The organism is Nonomuraea sp. 10N515B (assembly GCF_052245915.1).
GTDB lineage: Bacteria > Actinomycetota > Actinomycetes > Streptosporangiales > Streptosporangiaceae > Nonomuraea.
This window is the reverse complement of record NZ_JBQQBQ010000004.1, coordinates 149812-176001: the sequence shown is the minus strand read 5'-3', so window position 1 is coordinate 176001 and position 26190 is coordinate 149812. Positions and strand designations below refer to the sequence as shown.

General features: G+C 70.1%; 16 protein-coding genes. 8 read left to right on the top strand and 8 right to left on the bottom strand.

Annotated features, from left to right (window positions below):
- The first annotated feature begins 40 nt into the window (after positions 1 to 40).
- The gene (locus ACTWQA_RS07325) at positions 41 to 592 is read left to right on the top strand and encodes an RNA polymerase sigma factor (protein WP_443158500.1); all 552 of its coding nucleotides are present in this window, start codon (positions 41 to 43) and stop codon (positions 590 to 592) included.
- Entirely contained in the window at positions 579 to 1463 is an 885-nt protein-coding gene (locus ACTWQA_RS07320) for a hypothetical protein (protein ID WP_443158499.1), read from the top strand. Before ACTWQA_RS07325 ends, ACTWQA_RS07320 begins: the two co-directional genes overlap by 14 nt.
- Here the strand turns inward: ACTWQA_RS07320 and ACTWQA_RS07315 are convergent.
- The 3 genes from ACTWQA_RS07315 to ACTWQA_RS07305 form a co-directional block, all read right to left on the bottom strand.
- Positions 1417 to 2250 carry a CPBP family intramembrane glutamic endopeptidase gene (locus ACTWQA_RS07315; RefSeq protein WP_443158498.1) on the bottom strand — a complete coding sequence of 278 codons (834 nt, stop codon included), beginning with the start codon at positions 2248 to 2250 and terminating at the stop codon, positions 1417 to 1419. The genes ACTWQA_RS07320 and ACTWQA_RS07315 overlap by 47 nt on opposite strands.
- 90 nt (positions 2251 to 2340) lie before the next feature.
- Entirely contained in the window at positions 2341 to 2970 is a 630-nt protein-coding gene (locus ACTWQA_RS07310; RefSeq protein WP_443158497.1) for a Rid family hydrolase, read from the bottom strand.
- Between the two features lie 16 nt (positions 2971 to 2986).
- The gene (locus ACTWQA_RS07305; RefSeq protein WP_443158496.1) at positions 2987 to 4573 is read right to left on the bottom strand and encodes an FAD-dependent oxidoreductase; all 1587 of its coding nucleotides are present in this window, start codon (positions 4571 to 4573) and stop codon (positions 2987 to 2989) included.
- A gap of 75 nt (positions 4574 to 4648) precedes the next feature.
- On the opposite strand from ACTWQA_RS07305, the gene ACTWQA_RS07300 reads away from it, so the two are divergent.
- Entirely contained in the window at positions 4649 to 4774 is a 126-nt protein-coding gene (locus ACTWQA_RS07300) for a hypothetical protein (RefSeq protein ID WP_443158495.1), read from the top strand.
- A gap of 4 nt (positions 4775 to 4778) precedes the next feature.
- Here the strand turns inward: ACTWQA_RS07300 and ACTWQA_RS07295 are convergent, their stop codons facing one another.
- Both ACTWQA_RS07295 and ACTWQA_RS07290 read right to left on the bottom strand, forming a co-directional pair.
- Entirely contained in the window at positions 4779 to 5726 is a 948-nt protein-coding gene (locus tag ACTWQA_RS07295) for an alpha/beta hydrolase fold domain-containing protein (RefSeq protein WP_443158494.1), read from the bottom strand.
- Complete coding sequence (locus ACTWQA_RS07290; protein ID WP_443158493.1) at positions 5710 to 6483, bottom strand: TetR/AcrR family transcriptional regulator; 774 nt, start codon at positions 6481 to 6483, stop codon at positions 5710 to 5712. The genes ACTWQA_RS07295 and ACTWQA_RS07290 overlap by 17 nt, the downstream gene beginning before the upstream one ends.
- Positions 6484 to 6840: 357 nt before the next feature.
- Here ACTWQA_RS07290 and ACTWQA_RS07285 point away from each other — a divergent pair, with 357 nt between their 5' ends.
- Positions 6841 to 11319: a hypothetical protein gene (locus ACTWQA_RS07285; protein WP_443158492.1), complete on the top strand. Its 4479-nt coding sequence runs from the start codon at positions 6841 to 6843 to the stop codon at positions 11317 to 11319.
- A gap of 76 nt (positions 11320 to 11395) precedes the next feature.
- On the top strand, positions 11396 to 13045 hold the full coding sequence (locus ACTWQA_RS07280) for an AbfB domain-containing protein (protein ID WP_443158491.1): 1650 nt from the start codon (positions 11396 to 11398) through the stop codon (positions 13043 to 13045).
- On the opposite strand, the gene ACTWQA_RS07275 is transcribed toward ACTWQA_RS07280, so the two are convergent.
- Both ACTWQA_RS07275 and ACTWQA_RS07270 read right to left on the bottom strand, forming a co-directional pair.
- On the bottom strand, positions 13029 to 13352 hold the full coding sequence (locus ACTWQA_RS07275) for a substrate-binding domain-containing protein (protein ID WP_443158706.1): 324 nt from the start codon (positions 13350 to 13352) through the stop codon (positions 13029 to 13031). The two genes, ACTWQA_RS07280 and ACTWQA_RS07275, sit on opposite strands and share 17 nt — an antisense overlap.
- 18 nt (positions 13353 to 13370) lie before the next feature.
- Entirely contained in the window at positions 13371 to 14732 is a 1362-nt protein-coding gene (locus ACTWQA_RS07270) for an ATP-binding protein (RefSeq protein ID WP_443158490.1), read from the bottom strand.
- A gap of 293 nt (positions 14733 to 15025) precedes the next feature.
- Between ACTWQA_RS07270 and ACTWQA_RS07265 the strand changes: the two genes are divergently transcribed.
- From ACTWQA_RS07265 to ACTWQA_RS07255, 3 genes are read left to right on the top strand one after another with little or no spacing between them, the layout of a single operon-like run.
- On the top strand, positions 15026 to 18685 hold the full coding sequence (locus ACTWQA_RS07265; protein WP_443158489.1) for an nSTAND1 domain-containing NTPase: 3660 nt from the start codon (positions 15026 to 15028) through the stop codon (positions 18683 to 18685).
- Positions 18676 to 19368 carry a hypothetical protein gene (locus ACTWQA_RS07260; RefSeq protein WP_443158488.1) on the top strand — a complete coding sequence of 231 codons (693 nt, stop codon included), beginning with the start codon at positions 18676 to 18678 and terminating at the stop codon, positions 19366 to 19368. The genes ACTWQA_RS07265 and ACTWQA_RS07260 overlap by 10 nt, the downstream gene beginning before the upstream one ends.
- Complete coding sequence (locus ACTWQA_RS07255) at positions 19365 to 21944, top strand: NACHT domain-containing protein (RefSeq protein WP_443158487.1); 2580 nt, start codon at positions 19365 to 19367, stop codon at positions 21942 to 21944. Before ACTWQA_RS07260 ends, ACTWQA_RS07255 begins: the two co-directional genes overlap by 4 nt.
- A 169-nt stretch (positions 21945 to 22113) precedes the next feature.
- Here the strand turns inward: ACTWQA_RS07255 and ACTWQA_RS07250 are convergent, their stop codons facing one another.
- A complete protein-coding gene (locus ACTWQA_RS07250; protein ID WP_443158486.1) occupies positions 22114 to 26016 on the bottom strand; it encodes a DddA-like double-stranded DNA deaminase toxin in 3903 nt (1300 codons plus the stop codon).
- Positions 26017 to 26190: the final 174 nt, after the last annotated feature.

Genomic DNA, 26190 nt, shown 5'->3' with positions numbered 1-26190 from the left:
GGTCACGGTGAGAAGGACACGTATGCCCCTACCTGATGTGATGCGTTCGGAGAGTGACGACGCGACGTTAATCGCGCGCTCCTTCGACGACCCCCAATACTTCGGTGAGCTGTTCAGGAGACACGCCCCGCCCCTGCACCGCTACGCCGCCCGCCGGCTCGGCGGCGATCTCGCCGACGACATCGTGGCGGAGACGTTCCACGTGGCGTTCAGCAAGCGGGAGAGCTACGACCAGGCCCGGAGTGACGCCTTGCCGTGGTTGTGGCGCATCGCGACGAACCTGATGCGCCGCCACCACCGGTCGGAGTCGCGGATGTACCGGGCGCTGGCCCGCACCGGTGTGGACCCCGTGCTGGAAGGCCACGCCGACCTGGTCGCCGAACAGGTCACCGCCGCCGCGGGGACCTCGGACCTGGCGGCCGCGCTGGCCGGGCTGCGTAAAGGAGATCGTGACGTCCTGCTGCTGGTCGCCTGGGGCGAGCTCAGCTACCAGCAGGTGGCCGACGTCCTGGACATTCCCGTGGGCACCGTGCGGTCGCGGCTGAACCGCGCCCGCACCAAAGTTCGGAAGGCGCTCGATGAACGAGACTGAACTGTTGGAGAAGATGAGATCGCAGATCGCCCTGCGGGATCCCGATGAGCTCGCCGCGGCCATCGGCTGGCGGCCGGGGGAGCCGGCGAAGACGCGGCGACCTCATCGGTGGCGTCGGCTGGTCGCCGGCGTGGTGGTGACGGCCGGGCTCGCAGCGGCCGCCGTGGTCGGCCCGAGCGTCGTGGCCGGGATCGGGGGAAGCGCCACGTCCTATGCCAGCTCGGCCATCGACATCAGGCAGGAGAACGGGCAGTGGGTGGCCAGGATCAAGGATCCGCTGGCCGAGCACGCCGAATACGCCAAGGCCTTTCGCGCTGTCGAGCTGAACGTCGACCTGCAGCTCGTGCCCGTCTCGCCCAGCTTCGTCGGTGATCTGGTCCGGGCACGGCCCGGACCGAGGCCCGCGGGGACATTCGAGGGCGGCCTCGAACCCAGCGGTTGCAAGATCGGCGAGGCGGGATGTCATCTGGTATTCCGGGTTCCCGTCGGTTTCGAGGGCGACGTACGCGCCCAGCTCGGTCGGCCGGCGGAACCCGGCGAGGTCTACCTGGCGGCGGCCACGGCTACGATGCCGGGGGAGGCGCTCGAGGGCGTGCGGCTGGAGGATCGCACCGTCGGCGAGGTGCTCGACGAGGTACACAAGCGTGACCTGCAGGTCGTCTATGAGCAGGTGAAGTCGGACCCCGACTCCCCGACCTACTTCATCGACGGGAGGAAAGGCACCTTCCGCGTCCGGTACGAACCCATCGCCGCCGACGCCGTGCGCTCGGACTGGCTGGTGTGGCGGGCGGTGCCGCACAGCGAAGGGGTGGTCAAGTTGGTGGTCACGCCGCAGCCGTTGAAACCGGACGCTCCGCTGCCGGGGTCCTGAAGTCCTTGACCCGCCACAGGCGCGCCGTGGCGAGCACGACGAGCACCGTGGCCGCGGAGGTGAGCAGGCCGCCCTCGCCCAGCAGCCATGCCGATGCCGTGCCGGGGCCGGTCATCGGCTGGGCGACGAAGTAGATGGAGGCGTTCAGCGTGGCGTGGAAGAGCAGGACCGGCCAGACGCTGCCGGTCCGCAGCCGCAGCCACACCAGCGGAAACGCCAGCGCCACGGCCTCGACGGTGAAGATCGCCATGGCGTAGGCGGCGGGCACGCCGGGCTCGACCGCGCCGGGCACGAACACCATCAGCGGATAGTGAAACGCGGCCCAGGCAAGCCCGACGATCAGCGCGGTGGCGTCGGGGCCGCGGGTCTCGGCCAGGCGCACGGTCAGCAGGGAGCTCCAGCCGAGCTGCTCGCCGAGCGCCAGCACCAGGAAGGGCACGACGCCGGGGACCAGGCCGATCAGCACGTCCAGCGGCGACCCGGGGACGAATGCGGCCAGGCCGGTCACCCAGGCGACGCCGTACCCGGCGCCGACGCAGAGCATCGGCAGGAGCCAGGCCAGGGCCAGCACGCGCAGCGGGACCCGGCGGAAGCCCCAGTCGAGGCGGCGGGTGGCGATCAGAGCGGCCAGGGCAGGGAGGAACGCCTGACCGAAGAGGGCGATCTGGGCGGGGACGGAGGCCTGGTCAAGGTGGGCGATGTTCGCACCCTGGGCGACGGCCAGGGCAACAGTGGGCAGGACCAGCGCGGGGAGCGCCACGGCGAAGGTGGTGAGCTGTCGGTTCATGCCGAGCACTCCACCAGGCCGGCGGTCCTGAGCACATGAGGCGCGGGTCCCGGTCCTGCCAGGACAGGACCGGGGTCCCGGGACGGCTGGTCAGCGGTTGTAGGCGGCGACGACCTCCACCTCGACGAGCCACCCCGCCACCGGGAGGTTCGCGATCTCGATCGTCACGCGGGCCGGGCGGGCGGCGTTGGCCTCCATCGGCGGGGCGGGCGGCGCCGTCCCCAGCGGGACGGGGACGGGTTTGCCGGTGGCCAGGTCCACGTTGGCGAAGAACTGGCGGTAGGCGCGGTTCCAGCCGGCGAAATCCGCCTCCGCCGCGCCCGGCGGCTTCTCCAGGTAGGCACGCATCGAGACCACGTCGCCGAGGCCCAGGCCGGCCGCGGTGAGGTTGGCCTTGATGCGCTTGAGCACGTTGAGGGCCTGCGCCTCGGTGATCGTGACGCCCGGCGGGAGCGCTGCGCCGGGGAAGTCGACGTAGCGCTCGGGGGAGTCGGCCGGGGCCGCGGGGTTGGCCGCCGCCGGGCCCAGCCCGCTGGCGGTGTACGTGGCGACGAGCTTGCCGAGTGCCACGCCGTCGGCGATCGCCGGGTTGGTGTTGCCCGCCGGGAGGAACGGCTTGACCTCGGTGGGCTTGGGCGACCACCACGTGGTGGCGGCGGCCGTACCCGAGCCCAGGACGAGGACGGCGGCCGCGGCGAGAGCGGCGGTGCGGATCTTCATAGGGGAGGGTTTCCTCTCAGGAGGTGCTCAGGACGCGCTGGTGCAGCTCGGTGACGACCTTGCGGGCTGACTCCAGAGCACCCGACTGCCAGGCGATCATGTAGCTCAGCCAGTCGCCCGCGAAGTACACATGGCCGGCGGGCTTGTTGAGCAGCTGGTATGCGCCCTGCCTGGACGGCCACCCCACCCAGGCGCCCTCGATGTGCGGCTGCAACTTCCAGGCGACGGACACCGACGACGCCAGCTCGTCGCGGTACTTCGCACCGTGGATGAGCATGCCCTGCTCGACCGCGCGGCGTTCCCGGTCGGCGTGCTTGAGCGCGGCGTACGCGTCGGCCTGCGCGCCGAAGTTGTAGTAGCCGACGACCAGGCCGCGGGCGGAGCCGTACCCGTAGGAGGGGTACCAGATCGTGGCGAGGTCGAGGTCGGTACTGGTGATGCCGCCGTAGATGTCCTCGTCGGTCTCCCACCAGCGGCGGCGGTATTCCAGCCCGATCTTGCCCGAGCTGGCCACGGTCGGCGTGGTGAGCGCGGACTGCACCTCCGCACCCAGATTGTGCGGGGTCTTGGCCAGGATGTGCGGCGGCATCGCGGCCACGCACATGTCCGCCTTGATCTTCTGCGTACGGCCGTGCCGGTCGGTGTACTCCACCTCCACGCCGTCCGGCAGGTCGGTGATCTTGGTGACGGTGGACCGCAGCTTGATCCGCTGCCGCCCGATCTTGTCGGCGAACGCCCGCGGGATCTGGTCCATGCCGCCCACCGGCTGGAACATCAGCATCGCCTGGTCGTAGCCGAACTCGAACGCGAAGCGCTGCCCGATGCCGCTCGACAACACCTCCGACAACGACGGCACCGGCCCGAGCACCGTGCCCGGCTGCTCGCCCGCTCCCGGGTTCACGCCGTAGCCGCGGCGCGAGCTCCCGGAGTACTTGAACCCGCTCGCCTTGTTGCCCACCGCCCCGAAGCTCGACAGGAACGCGATCAGCCGCTCCTTGTCCTGCGCGGTCAGCGTCCCGTCCAGCGCGCCCGCGTCGGTCGCCCGCGACAGCAGCTCCGACACGTACCCGTAGACGTCGGCCTTGGCCGTGCGCCAGCGGACGGGAGCCGGCATGCCCTGGTGATAGATGTACGCCTGCGCGTTGGAGTTCGTGAACACCTCCAGGTCCACGCCCAGCTCGCGGCAGTAGTCCATGGTGACCATCCACTGCGCCAGCCGCGCCGGTCCCGCGTTGAGGTAGGCGCCGTCCCGGAAGCGCGCGACCTGCGTGGAGCCGTCCAACTCGGTGACGCGGTCGCCGCCGCGGATGGTCCAGTTGCGCCCGCCGACCCGGTCGAGGGCCTCCAGGATCGTGCAGTCATACCCTGCCTTGCCCAGCTCGTACGCCGTGGCGAGGCCGGCCATCCCCGCGCCGAGGATCACCACCTTCTTCGCGGCCCGCCCGGTGAGCGAGAAGTCCGACGCCTGCGGCGGATCGAACGCGGCCTTCGCGGACGCCTCGGCCGTCGGCGCGAGCCCGAGCGCCCCCATGGTCGCGAACAACGCCCCTGCCCCGCCGGACACGCCGACGGCGGACAGGAAGTCGCGTCTGCTGTACGCCAACACCCACCTCCATGCTCTGATCGGAGGTGAAGTCTGGAGGGGATTTGTTGCCGGCGACCCCGCCCGATGTTCTCAATGGGTTTCGAGACGATCATGGGGTTCCAAGGGGATAGTGAGCACGTGGAATCCGTCAGGACGAGGCTGCTGGAGACCCGCGCGTTCGCGTCGGGCATCGCCTACCTTCGCTACGAGGTCACCTGATCTCCTACAGGGCGGCGATGACCCGTACGCGGTCGGCGACCACGCGCTTGCTGATGTCGGCGTTCGGGTTGAGCCAGTCGTGCGCGTGCGGGGCGCCGGGGTGGACGTGCAGCTCGCAGGAGATGCCCGCGGCCAGCAGCTTCCCGGCGTACGCGATGCTCTCGTCGCGGAAGATGTCCAGGTCGCCCACCTCGATGTAGGCAGGCGCCAGCCCGGCGAAGTCGCGCAGGCGGGCCGGCGCCGCCACCGGGGGCACCGACGGCGTGCCGAGCGCGTCGCCCAGCAGGGCCTTCCATCCGGTGTAGTTGTTGTCGTAGGTCCACACCGCCATGGGCGCCAGCACCGGGTCGGGCTTGGTGTTGCGGTCGTCGAGCATCGGGTAGATCAGGATCTGCCTGGCCAGCCGCACGCCGTTGTCGCGGGCCAGGATGGCCGCGGCCGCGCCGACGCCGCCACCGCCGCTGTCGCCCATCATCGCGATGCGCGCGTGATCGACTCCCAGCTCGACGGCGTGGTCGAACAGCCAGCTGACCCCGGCGAAGGAGTCCTCGGCAGGCGTGGTGCCGGGGAACTCCGGCGCCAGGCGGTAGCCGACGGCGAGGAACGGAACCCCGGTGAGCTGGACGTAGTGCCGCACCAGCCGGTCGTAGTTGTCCAGCGATCCGCAGATCATGCCGCCGCCGTGGAGGTAGACCACCGCGGCGCCGGTACGCGACCCGGCGTGGGTGTACCAGCGCATGGGGATGGCGGCGCCGTCCGCGGCGGTCGCGGTGCACGGCGTCATGGTCACGTCAGGGGCGTCCGGCAGGGCGTCGAAGGCCATCTTCAACGTCTCGTCGATCATCGCCCGCAGGCCGAGGGCGTCACCCCGCTCGGGCAGGGTGACGTCGGCCATGGTCTGCGCCTGGGCCATCAAGACGGCCGCGATCTCCGGGTCAAGCGTCATGGTCATGGGGGGTTCCTCCTGTGGGGGGTGGCGGGGTGGGGGGCTTCTGTGCGGCGATGTCGACCGGGGTGGGGAGTGTCTGCGTGGTGATGTCGCCTGAGGTGGCGGTTTGCGGGCCGACGTCGACCTGGAGCGCCGGCAGGGCGTTGCCGCTGCCGACCAGCCACGGCGGCATCAGCGCCGTGATCGCTTCGGCCAGCTCATGGGGACTGCACGGGTCGGGATCGGCCAGCCACTCCGACAACACGGCCAGGACGCCGCCGATGACGAACGCCGCCGCCCGCCGGCTGTCGAGCCTCTCCGGGCGTCCTGGCACCGCCTCGATCGACTGCTGGGTCTGGCGTACCAGCGCCTCGCGCAGTTCATCGCGCGCCGAGCCGTCGCCGGCCGCGGCCACCAGCGTCGCGTACAGGTGCCGATGCCCGGCGATGTGCGCGAAGAAGGCGCCGTACGTCATCCGGGTGACGCTCGCGCCGGACAGGTCGTTGGCCCGCCGCATCGCGGTGTCCCGCTCGCCCAGCTCATCCAGCGCGGTGCGGACCGCGGCGATGCCGAGCTCCTCGATGGAGGTGAAGTGGCAGTAGAAGGCGCTGCGGCTCACCCCGGCTTCGCGCACGAGAGAGGCCACGGTCGGCACCTGACCCGTGAGGGCGAGCTGGCGCTCGAACTCGGCCAGGAGTAAAGCGCGGGTGCGTTGTGCCCGCGGATCCGCCAGGTCGCCGGTGCGCATGAACGCCGCGGGGGGAACTCCGGTGAGAGCCATGCCGGACACTGTAGAAAGGTATCGGACACATGTCCAGTACTTGTCGGACACATGTCCATAAGATCCGATACCGCAGGTCGACACCCCTTCGATGTCCACATGCCCCGTAGTCGGCCGCATCGTAGTTATCGGTCTCTATCGGCAGTGCCCACAAGCACGGGGAGCGGGTGGGGTGGCAAGAGGGCGGACATATTCAACTGCGACCCTACAGCCCGCTATTTGGCCGACTAGCTGCGGAAACGCGTCTGTGTTCGCCATGCACCGATGTAACGCCTAGGTAACAGATTCTTGTCGGTCGGCTAACTCCGGGCCTACCCTCCAGGAGAACGGTTTCTATCTAGCCCGAAAGCACCCCCAATGCGCCTACGGCACCCCTTACGCGGCCTCCTGGCCGCGATCCTGCTGCTGCCCTTTCATGTCCCGGCTCCCGCCGCGGCCACCGCCACCGCCCCGTTGCCCGCCGGATACGTGGACGTGGTCACGTTCGGCGACACCGCGTCCGAGAGCGCGCACGCGCTGCAGGCGGCGTCCACCGCGGTGGTGGACGGGGCCCTGGGAGAGCCGGCCAGGGTCGCCAAGCCGACCGACCCGCCGAGCGTGAAGGGCGGTGAGCTGCGGTTCAGGGTGGCGGTCGACCCGGTCGCGCAGAACTACTTCACGCTGAAGTTCTGGGGCGGCGACGTCTCGCCGTACAAGACGATCGCCTACATCAACGGCGAGCAGATCGGCTACCGTCGCTCCGGCGACTACGAAGCGATCAATCTCGGCTCCAGCAGGCCGCTGCCCGGCCGGTTCTCCTACAACACGATCATGTTGCCGCTGGAGCACACGCGGGGCCGGCGGGTGGCGGAGATGACCGTCAGGACCTATGACGGCGGGTTCAGCCAGCCGGTGACCGCCGACTCGCGCGGCTACTACAAGGCCTACACGCACACCACCGCTCACCTGGACGTCTCCGGGGAGAAGCAGGGGACCGACGCTCCGGACACCACGCCCGCGGACGGTCCGTCCGACGCCGAGAAGCAGGCGCTGGTCGATCGTTACCGCAAGAGCCAGATCGATCTGTTCAACCAGTACAGCACGCAGCTCGACGCCTCGCCGGGCGCCAAGTTGTCGATCGTCCGCTACCAGGAGGACCTGCGCTTCTACGCCTCGGCGCTGCTGGAGCCGTGGGTGCCGGCGAACACGCCCGAGCTCAAGAAGGCGGCGCTGCGCCGGCTGTTCAAGGCCATCGACAACCACGTCAAGGACTACTACGCCAACACCCGGCTGCTGCTGCGGGGCGGCCACCAGGGTGACTGGGGCGGCTACTACGGGGCACTCGGCGAGGCCCTCTACATCGTGGAGAACCTGATCCCCGAGGTCTACGGCACGCAGGAGTTCGCGGCGTTCCTGGACGAGCCCTTCGTCACCGGCACGCAGGACGGCCCGTCCTCGCTCAAGGGCGTGGACTGGGACGGCGGGGAGCTGTCCCGGCGGGAGGCGTACGAGCGGGTGCTCAAGGCCAACTTCGACTTCGCCCGGGCCCGCCTGTCCTACATCTTCAACCAGGTCATGTACACCTACGAGGGCGCGTGGGAGGCGCACGAGGGCCTGCGGGTCATCGGGTCGCGGTTCTACGAGGGCAAGGCCAGGAGCCACCGGATCCTGCTGGAGTCGCTCGGCGCCGAGCCGTTCCTCGGTGAAGAGGTGCTGGTGAGGCCCGACGGCAAGGACCTGGACCTCTACCACTCGCTCTTCTACCACGACCAGACGGCCCGCTTCACCGACGACTTCGCGCAGATCGTCGCGAAGGGCCTGGCGAAGTCGAAGCTCGACGCGGACGGGAAGGTGGTGCGCCGCCTGCCGTACGGCGAGCACTACACCGGCCTGACGAAAGCGGGCTTGACCAGGGAGAATACCTTCGTCGCCAACTACGGCGAGGCCACCAACTACCTGCCGGAGTGGTTCTTCCGCACCTGGGGGCACAAGGGCGACGAGAAGCTCAACGACGAGATACTCAAGCTGGCGCTGAAGAACCTGCACGCCCGCGGCTACACCCGCTACACCGGCGTCGACTCGGTCGGCAAGCGCGTGGCCCTGGCCGAGATGGTCGTCGACGAGCGCAACGCGAGCTACCCCGGCTGGCCGGCCTACGCCCTGCGCAACACCGAGGGCCGCACGATGGAGTACGTCGCGCTCGAGCAGCACATGGCCGGGCACGCCGAGCGTTACGCGGGCGCGGAGTGGGAGCCGTACCGGCGCTACGCGAACGAGGCGGTCGGATTCGTCCAGCAGCAGCTCGCCGACAACCAGTACTTCAACACGTTCTCCTCCGTGGAGGCCAAGCGGAAGTACGACCTGTGGCTGCCAGAGACCTACGCCTACCTGCGCGGCAGGCCCGCGGCCGGGGCCGTGCTCCCGCAGACGGACTTCGCCGCGTACACGTTCGAGCAGCTCGCCGCGCTGGGCGTCGATCCGGCCCGCTACGAGCGGTTCGCCTTCGCGGACGTGGACAACATGTTCGTCTCCCTCCGCGACGGCGACACCAGGATCTTCGGCTCGCTGTTCGAACGGCAGCGCGGCGTCGCCGGCAACGGCCGGCTGCACGTCCTGCACCAGGACCACCACGCCATCGTGCAGGTCGCCACGGACACGCAGTTCACCTTCCGCGACTACAACGTGCGGATGGACAACATCGACGTCGACTTCATGGAGGACCAGCAGAAGGGCGACGGCGGTCTGCCCCAGGCCCTGGCCGGCGAGATCCTGCCCGCCGCCCACCAGCCGGGCGTCGGCACCGTGCGGCGGGAGAACTACGAGTTCGACACCCCCTACTCCGGCTACGCCGACTTCCTGACCGCCCGCTACGGGAGCTATCTGTTCGCGTTCAACACCACCAGGGACGTCTACGGGAACGAGCGGTCGTTCACCCTGGACGTGCCCGGCGACGCGGTGGACCTGGTGTCCGGCAAGCAGGTGGCCAAGGGCGTGGTGAGCGTGTCACCCGAGACCGCGATGGTGCTGAAGCTGGACGCGGCCGAGCGGCCCAGGCCGCACCACGTGGACTTCGTGCAGGCGCTGCGCGACCGCGACGGCGTCACCCTCATCTGGAAGCCCGCCGCCGGCGCCGAGTCGTACACGATCAGGCGCGACGGCAAGGTGATCGCCACCGGCGTCCGCGGCACGGCGTTCCCGGCTGACAAACAGGGCGCCTACACCGTGACCGGGGTCAACGAGCGAGGCGAAGGGTGGGCGTCGCAGGCCGTCGAGCCACCCGCCGAGCCGGTCGATCGCATCGGCGAGATCACGGGCCACGTCAAGGCGGGCAAGCAGCGCGTCGAGCTCACCGGCGGCAACGGCAAGGGGCTCGGCGAAGGCGACGACTACTACCTGGACAAGCGCGATATCCAGGACACCCTGCTGTTCTCCAACGAGGTGCTCACCGGCGGCGGCTCGGTCAGCGCCAGGATCTCGCAGGCGCAGGGCACGGCCGCCGGCGTCATGCTCCGGGCCGACGCCCGCTACATCTACTTCGGCGCCGACGCCGAAGGCCGGCTCGTCCTGCAGAACCGCACCCGCGACTCCCGCCACGACTGGCAGGACGACCGGCGCAGCCCCATCAACGCGAACGTCCAGGGCTACACCGCGGCCGAGTACCCGTTCGTCAAGCTGGTGCGGGACGCTGACGCCCACATCGTGCGGGCGTGGGCGAGCAAGGACGGCCGGTCGTGGTCGTTCGTGGCCGAGCTGTTCACCCCCTTCCCCGAAGGCGTGTACGCCGGAGTCGTGGCGGCCACCGCGGCCACGTTCACCGACGTCACGGTTTCGCCCGACCGCGACGGCACCCTGTACGCCCGGGTGGAGCGGGTCAGGGACCAGGTGACGCTGCACTGGAGCAAGCCGGACACCGCCACCCGGTTCATGGTCTACCGCAAGGACGGCGCGGCCGCCGCCTGGCGCCCGATCCTGTCCAACGCGCTGACCTTCTCCTTCACCGACGAGCCGCTGCGGCACGGCACCCGCTTTTACCGGATCACGACGATCGGCGCGGACGGCGTCGAGCGGCCGGGCACGGGCCTGCTCATGGCCACGGCCGAGCCGCTCGCCGCGATGATCGCCGAGGCGGAGAAGCTGCCCGCGGCCGACTACACCAAGGGCAGCCACTACCTGCTGACCAAGGCGATCGCCGAGGCCAAGGCGGGCGGCGAGGAGGACGAGCTGATCGACCGCATCTACGCCGCCGTCGAGCAACTCGTGCCCATCGGTGCGTTGCTGCAGAAGGTGACTGTCGAGCCGTCCATGGTGGAGGCGTCAACCGAGGCGTGGGGAGGCGGCGGCACCAAGGCCCAGAACGGCTGGCGCGCCTTCGACGGCGACCTCGCGACCGCCACCGACACGACCACGTCGTCGGGCTGGATCGACGTGCGCCTGCCGAAGGCCGTGGCACTGGACGCCCTCCGCTACCACCCCCGGGTCACGCACGTCACCAGGCTGAACGGGGCCGTGTTCAGGGCATCCGCCGACGGCGGCGCCACCTGGACCGACCTGCACACGGTGAGCGGGGTCGCCGCCGCGCAGTGGTACACGGTCCCCATCCCGCGGACCGCCGCCTACCCGTGGCTGCGCCTCGCCTTCCCGACCGGCAACACGAACGTGGCCGAGATCGAGTTCCTGTCCATGACCGACGACCGTACCCTGCTCGACCTGCTCATCGAGGAGGCCGAGGCCATCGACCCGAGCCGGCGCACCGCCGAGCTGACCGCGGCACTGGAGCACGCCCGCTCCGGCCTGGCCGGCCAGGACCAGATCGACGCGGCGGCCGAGCGGCTGCGCGTCGCGCTCGCGAACCTGTGATCCACCGGTGGTACGGCCCGCCACGGGCCGTACCACCACTCCACACCCCTGAAGGAGCACGCCCGAAGGAGAGAACATGTCCGCTCGCACGCCCCACGTCAGCCGCCGGACAGCGCTCAAGACGGGACTCGCCGCCGGCGTCGGCGCGGCCCTGCTCATCCGCGCCGAACCCGCCGCCGCCGCGACCCACCCCGGCCTGCTGCACACCCAAGCCGACTTCGACCGTATGCGGGCCCAGGTCAACGCCGGCGCCCAGCCGTGGAAGGCGGGCTGGGACCGGCTCGTGGCCAACGCCCACTCCCAAAGCACCTGGACGCCCCGCCCCACCGCGACGATCATCCGGGGCGGCGACGGCCAGAACTACCCGCAGCTCTACAACGACATCCACGCCGCCTATCAGAACGCGCTGCGCTGGAAGGTCAGCGGCAGCACGGCGCACGGCAACAAGGCCCGCGACATCCTCAACGCCTGGTCGGGAACGCTCACCACGGTCACCGGCAACGCCGACAGGTTCCTGGCGGCGGGTATCTACGGCTACCAGTTCGCCAACGTCGGCGAGATCATGCGTGGTTACAGCGGCTTCGACCTGGCCCGCTTCCAGCGCATGATGCTCAACGTCTTCTATCCACTCAACGACCAGTTCCTGACCAACCACAACGACGCCTGCATCACCAACTACTGGGCCAACTGGGACCTGTGCACCATGAACTCGGTCCTGGCCATCGGCGTGCTCTGCGACCGCCAGGACCTCATCGACCGGGCCGTCACCTACTTCAGGACCGGCGCGGGCAACGGCTCGATCATGCACGCCGTCCCGTTCCTGCACAGCGGCGGGCTCGCGCAGTGGCAGGAGAGCGGGCGCGACCAGGGCCACACCGTGATGGGCGTCGGCCAGATGGGCGCCTTCTGCGAGATGGCCTGGAACCAGGGCATCGACCTGTACGGCTACGCCGACAACCGGTTCATGAAGGCGTGCGAGTACATTGCCAAGTACAACCTGGGGGAGGACGTCCCGTTCACCGCCTACACCTGGGGCACCGGCCAGAACTGCGCCCAGCAGACGCACACAGTCATCTCCTCGGCAAGCCGCGGCCAGGTTCGCCCGGTTTGGGAGATGGTCTATCACCACTACGCGGTCAGGCGCGGCCTGCCCATGCCGTACGCGGCCGCGTTCGTCGCCCAGGTGCGGCCGGAAGGCGGCGGCGGTGACTACGGGACCACCAGCGGCGGCTTCGACCAGCTCGGGTTCGGTACGCTCACGCACGCCAGGGTCGCCGGCACCGCCACCCTCCCGGCGGGGACGACCCGATCGTTACGGTCGGTCAACTATCCGGCCCGCTTCATCAGGCACCAGAACTACCTCGGCTACCTGCACGAGGTGAGCGCCTCCAGCGACGCGCAGACCCGGCAGGACGCCACCTTCACCATCGTGCCCGGCCTGGCCGCGCCGAACGGCTACTCGCTGCGTGCCGCCAACGGGCAATACCTGCGCCACTACGACTTCCGGGTGCGCCTGGCCGCCGACGACGGGACGGCCACCTTCAAGAGCGACGCCACCTTCTACGCCGTTCCCGGCGTCGCGAGCGGCTCGGTGCGCCTCGAATCGAGCAACTACCCCGGCCGCTACCTGCGGCACCGCAACTACGAGCTCTGGGTGGACGCCTACGACGGCACGAGCGGCTTCCGCGACGACAGCTCCTTCACGGCCGTCACCGCCTGGGCCTGACCCCTTCACGGGCGGGCCGCGGCACATACTGGGCCACGGACTGGCGCACCACGACGTGGGTGCCGAACACGGCGTGCTGCTCCGAGCCGCTGCGCGCCCGCCCCTCCTTCAGCTCCAACGCCAGCCGCACGGCGCTGCGGCCCAGCTCCTCGTACGGCACGCGCACGGTCGTCAGCTGCGGCCGCAGGTCCGTCGCCAGCGGTATGTCGTCGTAGCCCACGAGCGAGATGTCCTCGGGCACGCTCAGACCCGACTCGAAGATCGCGGCCATGGCGCCGCCCGCGACGACGTCCGTCTCGGCGAAGATCGCAGTGAACAGCGGCCCTCACTGAGCAGGACCGGGACCAGGTGGATCTGTGTCTGGTCGAGGAGTCCCGCCAGGAGACAACGCCGAGACATGGTCGCGGACCAGATCGTGGAACCGGTACCGGGAGGGGGCGGGCTCTTGCAGGAGATGGACGTCCAGCAGGTGGTCCAGCTCCCGCCTGGCCCGCACCACGGTCGTGTCCTGCACGGCGGCGGCCTCGTCAACGCCGAACTCGGCGCCGGCGAGCGAGCCCAGCAGCCGATACACACGCCGCTGGTCCTCGGAAAGCCGCTGATAGGACAGATCCAGAGCGGCGGTGACGCTGTGCCGCCCGACCGTCAGCTCGGCCAGCCGATCATCGTTCAACCGGTCAAGCAGATGTCTCACGCTCCAGGTGGGACGCGCCTGAAGCCGGACGGCGGCGATGCGGATGGCGAGCGGGAGCAGCCCGCACCGCTCCACGGTCTCCGTCAGGACACCCCTCGGCGCCTCCATGACGTGCTCCCGCCCGACCGTACGGGTGAACAGGGCGACCGCCTCCTCCCGCGGCAGGACGTCCAACGACAAGGTCCGGGTGTCGTCGAGGCCGATCAGGCGGCGCCGGCTGGTGACGATCAGCCGGCAGCCCGGACCGGCGGGCAGCAGCGGGCGGACCTGATCTTCATCGGCGGCGTTGTCCAGCACGATCAGGACTTTGCGATCGGCCACCACACTGCGGTACAGCGCGGCGCGGTCGTCGACATGCCCGGGGACACGCTCGCCGGGGACGCCGAGTGCTCTGAGCACGCGGGCCAGCGCGTCGCCCGGATCAACCGGTGTCATTCCCCGGGTATGGCCGTGGAGGTTCACGAACAACTGCCCGTCGGGAAACCGGGGTGCGAGCCGATGGGCGGTATGAACCGCCAGCGCCGTCTTGCCGGCTCCGGCCATGCCGTCGATGGCGACGACGGTCGCCGTGTTCGCGTTCTCGTGATCCTCCAAGGCCGTCAGTTCGCGCTCTCGGCCGACGAACGCCGTCACACCGGCCGGTAGCTGCCGGGGAACGGTCACCGCTGCCGGCGGTGTGCCTGCCGGATCATCGCGTTCAGGGTAAGCCGGCAGGCTCCGGGCGACGGCGGCCAGCGTCGCGCGCTCTTCCCCGTCCAGCCCCAACGCCTCCGCCAGCAGCCGGATCGACTCCATGCGAGGTTGCTGAAGCCCGCTGCTCTCCAACCGGCGAACGGTCCGGACGTTGAGGCCGGCCCCTTGGGCCAGTTGCTCCTGAGTCAGCAACGCCCGCTCCCGCCACCTGCGCAGCAGCGTTCCCAAGGGCGGCCCGGCGTCGGGCCACTCCGTGGCGTCCGCCAGAGAGGAAGTGGCGTGAAGGTGGTAGATGTTCATAGACATGTGCTCCTCCGGGTGCCCGGCAGCGGCGCGAAGGGCAGCCGCCTGCGGGCGCGTATCAAAGGAGCCCGTCGAACGTCTGTTACCAGTGATCACGGTCGGTCGACACCCCCGTCTCGTCGCCCCCTGGCCGCTGAGATCCGCAGGTCCATCAAAGGCGCGTCCCGGCTGTTCAGACCACGGTCGGACGAAAGCGAACGGAATTGGACGCACTGAAGGTGGGGGCGCATGATCGCGATTCGCGGGTATCTCGATTGATCGGCCTCGCCGCGATTGGCCAGAATGAGGCCATGGGTGAGGGTGACGGGGGCGGCCACCGACCGCCGCGGGCACAGGCGCCGACCGGTCTCCGGCCGTCCCGGAGTCGCGGTGTCCCGCTGCCGTCCGACCATTCGGACGACGTGTGCCCCTACCAAGGCCTCGCACCGTTCGAGACCGAGAAGAGCGAGTTCTACTTCGGGCGCGCGCGGGCGACGCACGGTCTGCTCGAGCGCCTGGGCCCGCGCCTGGACGAGCACGGGTCCATCCTGCTGGTCTCGGGCGCCTCGGGTGTGGGCAAGTCGTCGCTGTTACGGGCGGGGCTGATGCCGGCGCTGACCAAGGGCTTGCTGCCGGTCGCCGGATCGCAGCGTTGGCCGCGCCTGCTCATCACGCCGACCTCGAGGCCGTTACAGGCACTTGCCGAAGGCTGGATGGCGGCGTTCGGCGGGCACGTCGAAACGGTGCACGAGCAGCTGCGGGACGATCCGAAGCAGATGGTGTCAGAGGCTCTCTCACCGGACCGCCGTCTCGTCCTGGTCGTCGATCAGTTCGAGGAACTGTTCACTCTGGTGACCGACGAGCGGGAGCGCCAATCGTTCGTGAGGGCTCTGCACGCGCTGACCGAAGGCCCGTCCGGCGCCGGAGTGATCATCGGTGTACGTGCGGACTACTGGGACCGCTGCGCGGCCTACCCGCAGTTCGCCGAGGCCATCCAGGACGGCCAGGTCATCGTCGAGCCGATGACGGAGTCGGACCTCCGACTGGCCATCACCGGCCCCGCGGCCGCGGTGGGCCTGGAGATCGAGCCCGGTCTGGTGGAGACCATCCTGGGCGAACTACGCGTCGACCAGGCCGCCGATGATCGCTACGAGGCCGGGGCCCTGCCGCTGCTTTCGCAGGCGCTGCGCAACACCTGGGAGAGACGTGAGGACGGCCGGCTGACCTTCCGGGGCTATGAGGAATCCGGCCGGGTCCGCGACTCCGTGCGGCGCACAGCCGACGAGGTCCTCGGACGGCTGTCGCCGGAGGACAGCAAGGCCGCGCTCCGGATCTTCCGGCGGATGACGCTGATCACCGCGGGCGGGCGGCTGGGGCGGCGCCGGGTGACGCCGGCCGAGATCCACGTGGCCGCGGCCGCGCAGTCGGCGGGGCGGCGTGCCCAGGTCGAGGAGCTGCTTTCGGCGTTCGCCGACCGGCGCCTTCTCACGCTGCACGAGGACAGCGTCGAGATCGCCCACGACGCCCTGCTGACCGCCTGGCCCACCTTGCGGCAGTGGCTCGAACCGGACATGACCGCACAGGCGGTGTACGACCAGCTCGCCGCGGACGCCGCGCAGTGGGCCGAGAACCACCGCGACCCCGCCTTCCTCTACCGGGGCGCCCGTCTGCTGGCGGTCGATGACAGCCGGCCCCGCTGGGACCGCGACCCCGACAGCTTCCCGCCGCCCGGTCCGACCGTGGAGAGATTCCTTGCGGCGTCGACCGAGGCGGCACGGCGGGCGGGCCGCCGTCGGCGTCTCGTCATCGCAGGGCTCGCGGTGCTGTCGGCTCTCGCCCTCGTCGCGGCCGGCGCCGCCGTCAACGCGGCGGGCAACGCCGTCGACGCGGCGAACGAGGCCGATCGGCAACGCCGCGTGGCGAGCTCCCGGCAGTTGGCGGCGCAGAGCGAGGTCACCGGCGACTCCGCCCTGTCGTCGATGCTGGCTGTGGCGGCGTGGCGAATCGCTGACACCGACGAGGCCCGCAACCGCGTGCTGTCTGCGGCCACCCGCACCGGCCGTGGGATCCTCACCGGGCACACGCGAGGCGTCACGGGCCTGGTGTTCAGCCCTGACGGTTCGATCATCGCGACAGGAAGCGACGACGAGACCGTACGGCTCTGGGACACGGCATCGCGACGGCAGCTCGGCGCCCCGATCACCCGTCCGAAGTACAGCTGCTTGAGCGGCACCAAGCTGGCCTTCAGCCCCGATGGCCGTACGCTGGCCACGGCGTGTCTCAGCACCGTCCGGTTCTACGACGTGGCCACCCACCGCGAGGTGGGCGCCCCGCTGGATCAGGAGTCGGTCGTGACGGCGTTCGCGTACAACCCGGATGGGAAGACCATCGTGACCGGAGACAGCAAGGGCGTCGTCCGGCAGTGGGACGCGACCACGCACCGCCCGCACGGCACTCCCATACGCCACCCCGGTGACGAGTCGCGCGACGCGACCTCCGTCAAGGGGGTGACGTTCAGCCGAGATGGGAAGATCCTGGCCACCGCCGGCGGGGACGCGACCATACGACTATGGGACACCGCCACGTCCCGCCGGCTCGGCGTTCCCTTCGCCGGACACACCCAGCCCGTCACCGATGTCGCGATCAGCCCGGACGGCACCACCCTCGCGACCGTGAGCTGGGACCGGACGGGGCGCCTCTGGGACATGGCCACGCACAAGCAGATAGGCAGGCTCAAGGACCGCACCGCCGGTTACGAGTCGATCGCCTTCAGCCCCGACGGCACCCGGATCGTCACGGGCGGAGACAGCGGTCGCACCGTCGTGTGGGACACGGTCAGCCGGCAACAGATGTTCGTGCTCGCCGACAATTTCAGCAGTGTCAACGGCGTGGCGTTCAGTCCGGACGGAAAGCTGCTGGCCGCCGCCAGCGACGACGGCGACGTACGGCTGGCCGACCCGCAGGTCTTCCAGCAGCTCGGGACCTCCATGCCCGCCATGTCGTCCGTCGCGCTGAGCCCTGACGGACGAATCCTGGCCGCCGGTGTGCCCGACGACAAAAACCCCGCGATCCAGCTGTGGGACGTGGCCACCCAGCGTCCCCTTGGCCCGCCACTCAGTCCCAAGGGCACGCGCCGCGCGGTGTACCACGTCGAATTCACCCCCGACGGGCGGATGCTCCTGACGTCCCACGCGGACGGCCTGCGCCTCTGGGACGTCGCGGGGCGCCGCGAGATAGCCCATGACCCGGCGCTCAAGGGTGTGGCCAGGATCAGTCCCGACGGCAGGCTCGCCGCCGTGAACGAGGACGACGCCATCGTGTTCTGGGACATCGTGCGTCGCCGGGAGACCGGGACGCGCATCCGCGTACCCGGCCACACCGACATCATCACGGGGATGGCGATCAGCCCCGGCGGGGCGATCGTGGCGACCACGGGCTGGGACAACCGGACACGGCTCTTCGAGGTGACAACCGGCCGCGAGATTCCGGGCCCGCCGTTCAAGGGCGGCGGCGGGTTCGTCAACGCCCTGGCGTTCAGTCCCGATGGCGGCAGGCTGGCCCTCACGGCCTCCGACAACAGCGTCCGGTTCTGGGACGTGCCCGGCCGCCACTCGGTCGGCGTCGGTCTGATCGTCGAGGACCACGTCACGTACAGCCTCGCGTTCAGCGCGGACGGTCAGGTTCTCGCCACCGGCTTGACCAACGGGGATGTGCAGCTGTGGGATCTGCGGACCTACCGGCGGCTCGGCGCCCCGATGGTCGGGCACAAGAGCGGTGTGACCGCGCTCGCCTACGCTCGGGACGGGACCATCGTCGCCACGGTCGCGGGCGACAACACCGCGCGGCTGTGGAACGTCCGCAGGCCCCCCGACCTGGTCGCCGCGGCGTGCGCCAACGCGGGCCGGTCTCTCACTCGCGAGGAATGGGAGAATCTCGTGCCGCAGGAGAAGTACCGCCAGACGTGTCCGTGACCCTGGACCCCATCATGGAGAAGGCGAGCATGTTCCTGCGAGGTCTGCGGCGGCGGACGGGCAGGCCCGTCCCGGAACTGGTCGAGTTGTTCCGCTCGATCGTGGAGGGCGGCCGCCGGCTCCACCCGATGGCCTCCGATTTCCTGGAACACTTCATGGACGGCGCCGGCGCCTCCAGGACGATGTCACTGCGCTGGCTGCGCTCGTTCAGAGTGATCAAGAAGGCCGAGCGCAAGAACCAGCGCCGGTTCGAACGGCAGCTCGCGCGGGAGGCCGGGCGGTTGGGCGACGGCGCCTCCACCTGGTTGCACGATCACTGGGACGCGCGGATCAACGCGTTCATCGGTACGGAGCTCTTCTACGTCAGCAGGATGAGCCTGCTGCGCTCACAGGGCTCGTTCGTCCTGACCAGGACCGGAGCGGAGGTACGGGTGTCCGGCACGGTACGCCACCACTGGTTCGACCCCTACGACTGGGACCGCGGCCGATGGGTCTACATTCCGCGGCACGGATTCGTTCCCATCGCGGTCGGGCGGGACCTGGTGGAGTCCGACGAGGCGCGCAACTTCCTGATGGAGTGTCGTCATGTTCAGACCCTGGCAGGGACCTACGTGGACGGCCGGTGGCCGCGACGCGGCACGGCGAGGTTCGAGTGGTCGCTGGTGAGGACGGGGCGCGGATGACCGCAGACCACCCCTGCCCGCCCGATCCCACCGAGGCCGGAAGCGCCGCGGACTTCGTCCGGTCGCTGGTCCGTCTCAAACAGTGGGCGGGCGAGCCGTCTCTGAGCAGGCTGCGGTCTCTCGGCGGCCAGACGGTGACCTCGGACGGGGTCACGATCGACGCGTTGCCCAAGAGCACGACCTCACACGTTCTCCGGCAGACCGACAAGCTGCCGCGGTGGGATTTCGTGAAGGCCTTCGTCACCGCCTGCCTCCGTTACCGCGACTATCCGGCCGAGCTGATTCCCGGTGAACTCGAACGCTGGCGCGCGGCCAGGACCGCCTTGGCCGAGCCGGACACCCGTACACCATCCGGCGGCGAGCGGCGAACGTCCTCGGCGGTCGGGCCGGAGCCTCCGGCGGTCGCGGCCGGGATCGCGGAAACCACCGGTCCCCTCGGGCCGGACCCGGCCGTTGATCTCCTGGCGCGTCGAGTGGCCCGGGAGGAGGACAGGGCGCGCAAAGGGCTGCTCGGAGGCTACAGCATCGCGCCGGTCTCCTTCGGGCCGCACGCGGACGCGATCCGCCACGACGACGGCACCGGTGCCGGCCTGCACGCGATCGGCGAGTTCTTCGGCGGTCTGCGCCCGCAGCGCCTGCTGGTCGTGGGCGAGTCAGGAGCGGGCAAGACGGTGCTCGCCATCGAACTGGTGTTGCAGCTGCTGGAGCCCTTGCTGACCACCGGCGGACGACCCGGTCGCCGACAGATGGTGCCGGTACGCCTGAACGCCGCACGATGGACCCTGGGAAGCCCGTTCGAACCATGGCTGGCCGAACAGCTGGTGCAGGACTTCGGGCTCGCGGCGAAGGACGCCGATCGGCTGGTGCGGGACCGCCAGGTGCTGCCGGTGCTGGACGGGCTGGACGAACTGGACCCCGAGCCGTCCATGGGGACGCCCCGCCGAGCGATCGGTCTGTTGACCGAGCTCAACCGGTACAGCGACCTTTCCGGACGGCGGCCGGGGGCGGTCGTCGTGACCTGCCGAGCCGACCGCTACACCGAGCTGGCCGAAGCACGCACCGGGCTCGACAACGCCACCCGGATCCATCTGCATGACCTGACCATCGAACAGATCAATGCGTACCTGCGCACCCGCTGGCCGGACGGCCATTCCTGCGACACCCACCGCGACGGCATCCACGCGGCACTGTCCGGAACGTCGGGGGCGGCCGTCCACACCGCCCTGGCCACCCCCTGGCGGTTGCTGCTGACCGTGACCGCCGTGGAGTCCGGCGCCGACCCGGCCGAGCTGCTCCACGCCGACCCGGACCCCGACCCTCGAGTGGCGGCGGCGCGGATCGCCCGCAGGCTGCTCGACGCGTACGTCCCGGCGGCGACCGAACTCACTCCACGCACCGCCCACGGCGCTCCGTACCGTCCCGAACAGGTGCGATCCTGGCTGGAGAACCTAGCCTCCCACCTGCGGTGGCAGGCTGCCCACACCGCCGAGACGGATCGGCCGCCGCCCGGTCTGACACCGATCGACATCGTCCCGCACCTGCTGTGGCCGATCGGTGGCCGGCGCCGGGTCCGGGCGTTGCATGGTCTGTGCTCTGCGATCTTCGCTGTCATCGCCATGCTGGCGTTCTGGGCGGGGTCGCCGGCCGATCGCCCCGGTGACGTGCGCGACTCGCTCGACCTGGGCGAGGGGCTCACCCTGGCGCTCATGGGGAGCTGGGTGGCCATCGCCACCGGCCTGTCGCTGTCGCCGTGGCCGGCCGCCGCCGGCGGGCGGACCAACGTCCCTCGCAGGCGGCGCGTGATCGGGGGTCTGCTCGGCGCTCTGGCGGGCAGCCCGATCGGCGTGCTCTGCGGCCTGGCCGGACTCGTGCTGACCGGAGGCGGGGTCTTCGGTCCCGGTTTTGCCATCGCCGCGGGGGCGGCCGGGGGCTCGGTGTTCGGAGCGGTCATCGGATTGACCGCTGCCGCGCGGAGGGGAGCCGAGCGCATGACCGTATCCGAGGCGGTCCGCGCCGAGCCGGTCACCCTGCTGGGGTTCGGGCTGTGCGGCGCCCTCACCGGGCTGCCGCCGCTGCGCCTCGCCGGCGCCGGCCCGGTCGCACTGGCCGCGGAGGTCATGGGGGCCTTCACCCTGGCCTTCGCACTCGGGATCGTGTTCAAGATCGCCACGGGGGGCTGGAGCAAGGACGCGGAGCTGGCCCATCCGCGAGAGGCCCTCCACCGCAACCCATTGATCGGCGTGGCCTTCGGCCTCATCGGCGGCGTCGCCGCCTTTCTCGTGTTCGTCATGCATCAGGGCGTCCTCGCGTCGCTGGCGTGCGCGGTCGTCGGCGGGGTGACGTTCGGACTCGCCTTTGGCGCGATCGCCTGGTCCCGCACCATGATCGGCTTGATCATCGCGGCCGCGCGTGGGGTGCTTCCGCTGCGGCTGTGGACCTTTCTCGACTGGGCCTGCGAGGCACGGCTGCTGCGCGTCAGCGGCGCCACCTACCAATTCCGGCACCGCGAACTCCAGGACTTCCTGACCCCGTCCGAGGGCGACAGTTGTTATCTGGGGTTGTCACCGTACGGGTGAGCTGGACGCGCTGATCGCCTTCGGCACTGCCCGGCGCTCCATGGGCAAGCGCTCACCAGGCAGGATGGACGCTACCTGGTGAACGGAGAGAACATCGGTTGACGCCGGGACGGCGCATATCTCAAGTCGGCCAGTTCGCTACGGAACCATCCGCATGTGTCTGGCAGGCTCAGTCCAGCCAGCGGCCGACGCCACGCACGGTGACTTCAAGCAGCTCTGCCGGATTGTCCGGGTCCGGGTAGTGGATGATCATGGTCGTGCCGGCCGGAAGCAGCAGTTTGACGGCTTGGATGCATCCTGCCACGGCCTGTCGCCGCTGATCAGGTCCGGTGCCATCGATCGGCACCGCGTCACAGACACCGCCCGGATTGTTCATGACAAGCCGTAGCGTGTTCTCGCGTAGCGCCACTTCCCGCGTGGCGACGCGATAGGCGAGCTGCGTCTCAAGGTGCCAGGCCGGGGGCGCCATGGGCAGGCCGAACTGCTGCGTGTACAGCAGGCTGAGACGTTGTTCGAGGGCCGCGAGGTCGTCGTGCAGACCGCTCTCGACGGTGTAGTTCGCCCACTTCTCCAGATCGGTGACCGGTGGCAGAGTCGCGATCGGCAGGCCGTTCGCATCGAGCACCCGTCCGGACTCGTCCACGATGTAGCCCTGGTTGTTGAGCCGTTTGATGGTCTCGCTCACGTCCTTGAGCTGGCGCGCCGCGTCCTCGAACGGGCAGTGTCCGCCTTCCTGGATGCATCCGATCGGAATAGTGCGCAGTATCGACGTTGCCAGCTCGGTCTCGCGGGTCGCCCAGAGGATGGATAGATCAGATTGGCGCGCGAGCAGGTACATCGTTCCCCAGATCGAGTTGTACTCGCCGAACCGAAGTTCCTCCGGGACGTGCGACTCCACGAAGGTCCCCCTCCACTGGGACGCATATTCGTCCCAGTCGGGATCTTCGGACAGTTCCAGGGCTCCAGTGAGGCAGTCCGTGACCGACTGCGCCGCATCCGCGACACCGCCCTTGAGGGCGTTCTTGCAATCGCCGACCAAGCCGTACTGGGAGGCGGCGTTGATCAGGTCCATGCCGGTCAGGGCTATGTACTCTTCGGCGAGGCGTTGAGCGTCGGTCTCCCGGTTACCGATTTCCCTTGCCGCGAAGGAGAATATCGGGCTCAGGACGATGGACATACAGGCGTCCTGGGCTTTGCCGACGAACTGCCTCTTGCAGTGCTCGATGTTGTCCTTGGCGAAGCCGTCCGGATCGTGGAGCGGCCCCTTGGGGTCGTTCAGGATCTCTTCAGCGCGGGCGTCGCAGTCGTGGTATCCAGGGTTGCCGAGTTTGGGGGCATTCTCGCAGTGCTCTTTCAACTCCCTCTTGAGCTCGCGCAAATGTCCCTCGGCCTCTAGCCGATAGGTCTCGAACACTTCCGCGGCGATGCGAGCTGCCTCGGACGCGCTCTTGCCGGCCGCGATTTGCGCGGCGTACGCGGTGTCATAGGCGGCGTAGGCGCTGGCCGCGTCCTTTGCCGCCGAGACGGCCGAGGCGCGGGCCCAGCGGGCCGAGAGGGACGCCGACCTGGCCGACTGCTGGGCCTGCTTGGTCGCTGCGGCGGCGGTGCGGACGGCCTCGGCGGCCCGTTCCGCGGACGCGGCGGCGTCGCGGGCGTGGGCGACGGCATCGGTCGCGAACTTCCTCGCCTCCTCGGCCGCCTTGCCGGCGTCGTTCGCGTAACCGATGGCCTCCTCCGCCGCACCGCGGGCCTCCGCCGCCGCAGCCTGCGCGGTGCGCGCGAAGTCGACGGCCTGCTGTGCGATCTGCGAGGTCTCGATCATCAAGGAACTGGCGATGTAGTTGTGCGTCGCGGTCGCGTAGTCGCGCTGGGCCGCACGGTGCCGCTCCACCTCCAGGAACTCGACCTGCATCGCCGTCGTGCCGGCCAGCGCGATTTGGGCGCCGTTGCGCACCTCGGTCCCGTGAGAGTCGTCCCCGGCGATCGCGCCGACCTTCGCCCGGACGTCGATCGCGTAAGCGGTGTTGTGCTCCTTATCCAGGAACTTCTTGAGGGCGTCCGGGTCGTCCGAACGCAGGGCGATGTTCGCCGCCTCCTCGATGTGGGTGTGGCCGGTGCTGCGGGCGTCAGAAAGGATGCCGTTGACCTCCTCCCGGTCCTCGGCGGCTCGCTCGGGGTAGTCCGGGTCCTTGAGGAACTCGATGACGTCGGACCATCCGCTGTCGAGAGCGTCCTGAGCGGCTGCTCTCATGGCCGCGCTGCCGGTGATCATGAGGCCGGTCAGCCTCGTGCGGTCGTCCTGCTCTTCGGCGGACGCGAGTCCGCTCTTGACGAACTCGATGACCATGAGGTCATCGTCCTCGCCGAGAGCCGTCATGGCCGCCGAACTGGTCCACGTGCCGGGCACGGTCGCGAAGTAGCGGGCCACCTCCCGCGCCTTGAGGGCCGCCGATGCGGCCTCGGTCTCCGGCGCGTTGGCGACCTCGGCGATCAGCGCGTCGATCTGCGGGGTGTGGTACTGGCCCATTGGCACATCGAAGCCGCGAGCCTCCCCCAATCGAGCCTCGGCGGCTTTCTGGCTGATGTGCCGGGCGAAGGACAGCTCAAGTTCCAGCTCCTTCTGAAGTCGTTCGGCGTCCACCTCACGCGCCGCTTTGTAAACGATCTGGGCCGTCTCAGCCGCCCGCAACGCGTCCTCCGCCGCGCGGTAGGCGTTGTTCGCGTGCTGCGTCGCCAGCTCGGCCGCGTTGACGGCGCTGCCCGCATGCTGGGCCGCGCTCGCCGCGGCGCTCGCCGACTGCTCCGCGTAGGTCACGGCGCGCGTCGCCGCGTCGCGCGCCTTTCCGGCCGCGTCCTTGGCGATGTCGGCCTGACGCACCGTCTCCTCGGTGGCGCGCCTCGCCTGGTCCGCGCTCGCTTTCGCCCGCGCGGCCGCTGCGAACGCGTTTCGGGCCTCGGCGCTGGCCTGCCCCGCATAACGCCCGGCGGCCTCGGCCGCGCGTCCGGCGGCCTCGGTGTTCGCCCTGGCCGAATTGGCGGCGGCGACCGCGGCGTGCGCCTGCTCGGTCACGGCGATGATCTGATTGATGGGCGAGATCAACGCGGTGATCTCCGGACCGATCCGCTGCATGTCCCGGTTGTGCTTCTCCGCTTTGGCAGCGGCTGCCGCGTCCAGCTCTGCCGCCGTCGCGGCCGCCCACGCCTCGTCCGACTTCGTGTGCGCCCGCGCCGCCGCGGTCGCCGCGCGTGCGGCGGCCCCTGAGGCTGCGCGCGCGGCCGTCGCCGCTGTCCGCGCGGCCTGTACGGCGACCCGGGACGCGGCCGCGGCGCGGTCGGCGGCCTCAGCAGCGCGTTGGGCCTGACGCTTGGCCTCCGCCGACTCCTGCCCGGCCAGCGAGGCGAGGCGTTGCGCCTCTTCCGCGTCGCTCTTGGCCGCCGTGGCCTCGGCTTTCGCACGGTCGGCCTGCGCGACCGCGGAGACCGTCTCGAACGCCGCGCGGCGGGTCGCCTCCGCGGCGCTCGCCCGGAGATCGTTCAAGGTCTGGGCCTCGTTGTCGCGGGCCTGGGCCACCCCCCAGTCGATCTGGGCGAAGCGCTCCAGCATCTCCTGGCTGCCGTCCTGGAGCGCCCGGTTCGCCGCGGCCTGCACCTGCGGGCCCCCTTCGGACATCGCCCGGTTGACGACCACGCGCAGGTCCATCCGGTACGGCACCCGCCAGCCAGAGTCGATGAACTTCCCCAGGTCCGCACGCGACCCGTTGCGCAGCACCGCGTTCGCGGCAGCCTTGACCTCCGGCCCGCCGGTCGCCTTCATCTTGTTCACGCTGGCGCGCAGGTCGATCTCCCGGGCGGTCTCCCAGCCACCGTCGAGGAACTTCGCCACGGCGCTGGGGTCGTCCGAGACCAGGGCGGCATTGGCAGCGGCGGCCACCTCAGGCTCGCCCTGGGACTTGATGCGGCCGACCTGCTCACGATCGTCCTGCGCCACGAGCCGGGGAAGCTCGGCGAGCAGGGCACAGACCGCCGCTCTGTCCCCGAGCAGCGCCCCCTCGGCGGCCGGACGCACGTTCACGCCGCCCGTCACCCACGCTTCCAGAACCACCTGACGTTCGCATACCGGTGCTGGGGGCGGGTCCGCCGCCGCCTTTGCCTCGGTGATGGGGCTGCCTGCGAGAAGCAGCGAGAGCACGGTGCCGATGGCCCCTGCCGTCCTGCCACCACGTAACGCTCGAATCGTATTCACTTC

Bases quoted from the DNA above. Each gene is read 5' to 3' on its own strand.
- ACTWQA_RS07325 (WP_443158500.1), top strand. From the start codon at position 41: ATGCGTTCGGAGAGTGACGACGCGACGTTAATCGCGCGCTCCTTCGAC.
- ACTWQA_RS07320 (WP_443158499.1), top strand. From the start codon at position 579: ATGAACGAGACTGAACTGTTGGAGAAGATGAGATCGCAGATCGCCCTG.
- ACTWQA_RS07315 (WP_443158498.1), bottom strand. From the start codon at position 2,250: ATGAACCGACAGCTCACCACCTTCGCCGTGGCGCTCCCCGCGCTGGTC.
- ACTWQA_RS07310 (WP_443158497.1), bottom strand. From the start codon at position 2,970: ATGAAGATCCGCACCGCCGCTCTCGCCGCGGCCGCCGTCCTCGTCCTG.
- ACTWQA_RS07300 (WP_443158495.1), top strand. From the start codon at position 4,649: ATGGGTTTCGAGACGATCATGGGGTTCCAAGGGGATAGTGAGCACGTG.
- ACTWQA_RS07295 (WP_443158494.1), bottom strand. From the start codon at position 5,726: ATGACCATGACGCTTGACCCGGAGATCGCGGCCGTCTTGATGGCCCAG.
- ACTWQA_RS07290 (WP_443158493.1), bottom strand. From the start codon at position 6,483: ATGGCTCTCACCGGAGTTCCCCCCGCGGCGTTCATGCGCACCGGCGAC.
- ACTWQA_RS07285 (WP_443158492.1), top strand. From the start codon at position 6,841: ATGCGCCTACGGCACCCCTTACGCGGCCTCCTGGCCGCGATCCTGCTG.
- ACTWQA_RS07280 (WP_443158491.1), top strand. From the start codon at position 11,396: ATGTCCGCTCGCACGCCCCACGTCAGCCGCCGGACAGCGCTCAAGACG.
- ACTWQA_RS07270 (WP_443158490.1), bottom strand. From the start codon at position 14,732: ATGAACATCTACCACCTTCACGCCACTTCCTCTCTGGCGGACGCCACG.
- ACTWQA_RS07265 (WP_443158489.1), top strand. From the start codon at position 15,026: ATGGGTGAGGGTGACGGGGGCGGCCACCGACCGCCGCGGGCACAGGCG.
- ACTWQA_RS07255 (WP_443158487.1), top strand. From the start codon at position 19,365: ATGACCGCAGACCACCCCTGCCCGCCCGATCCCACCGAGGCCGGAAGC.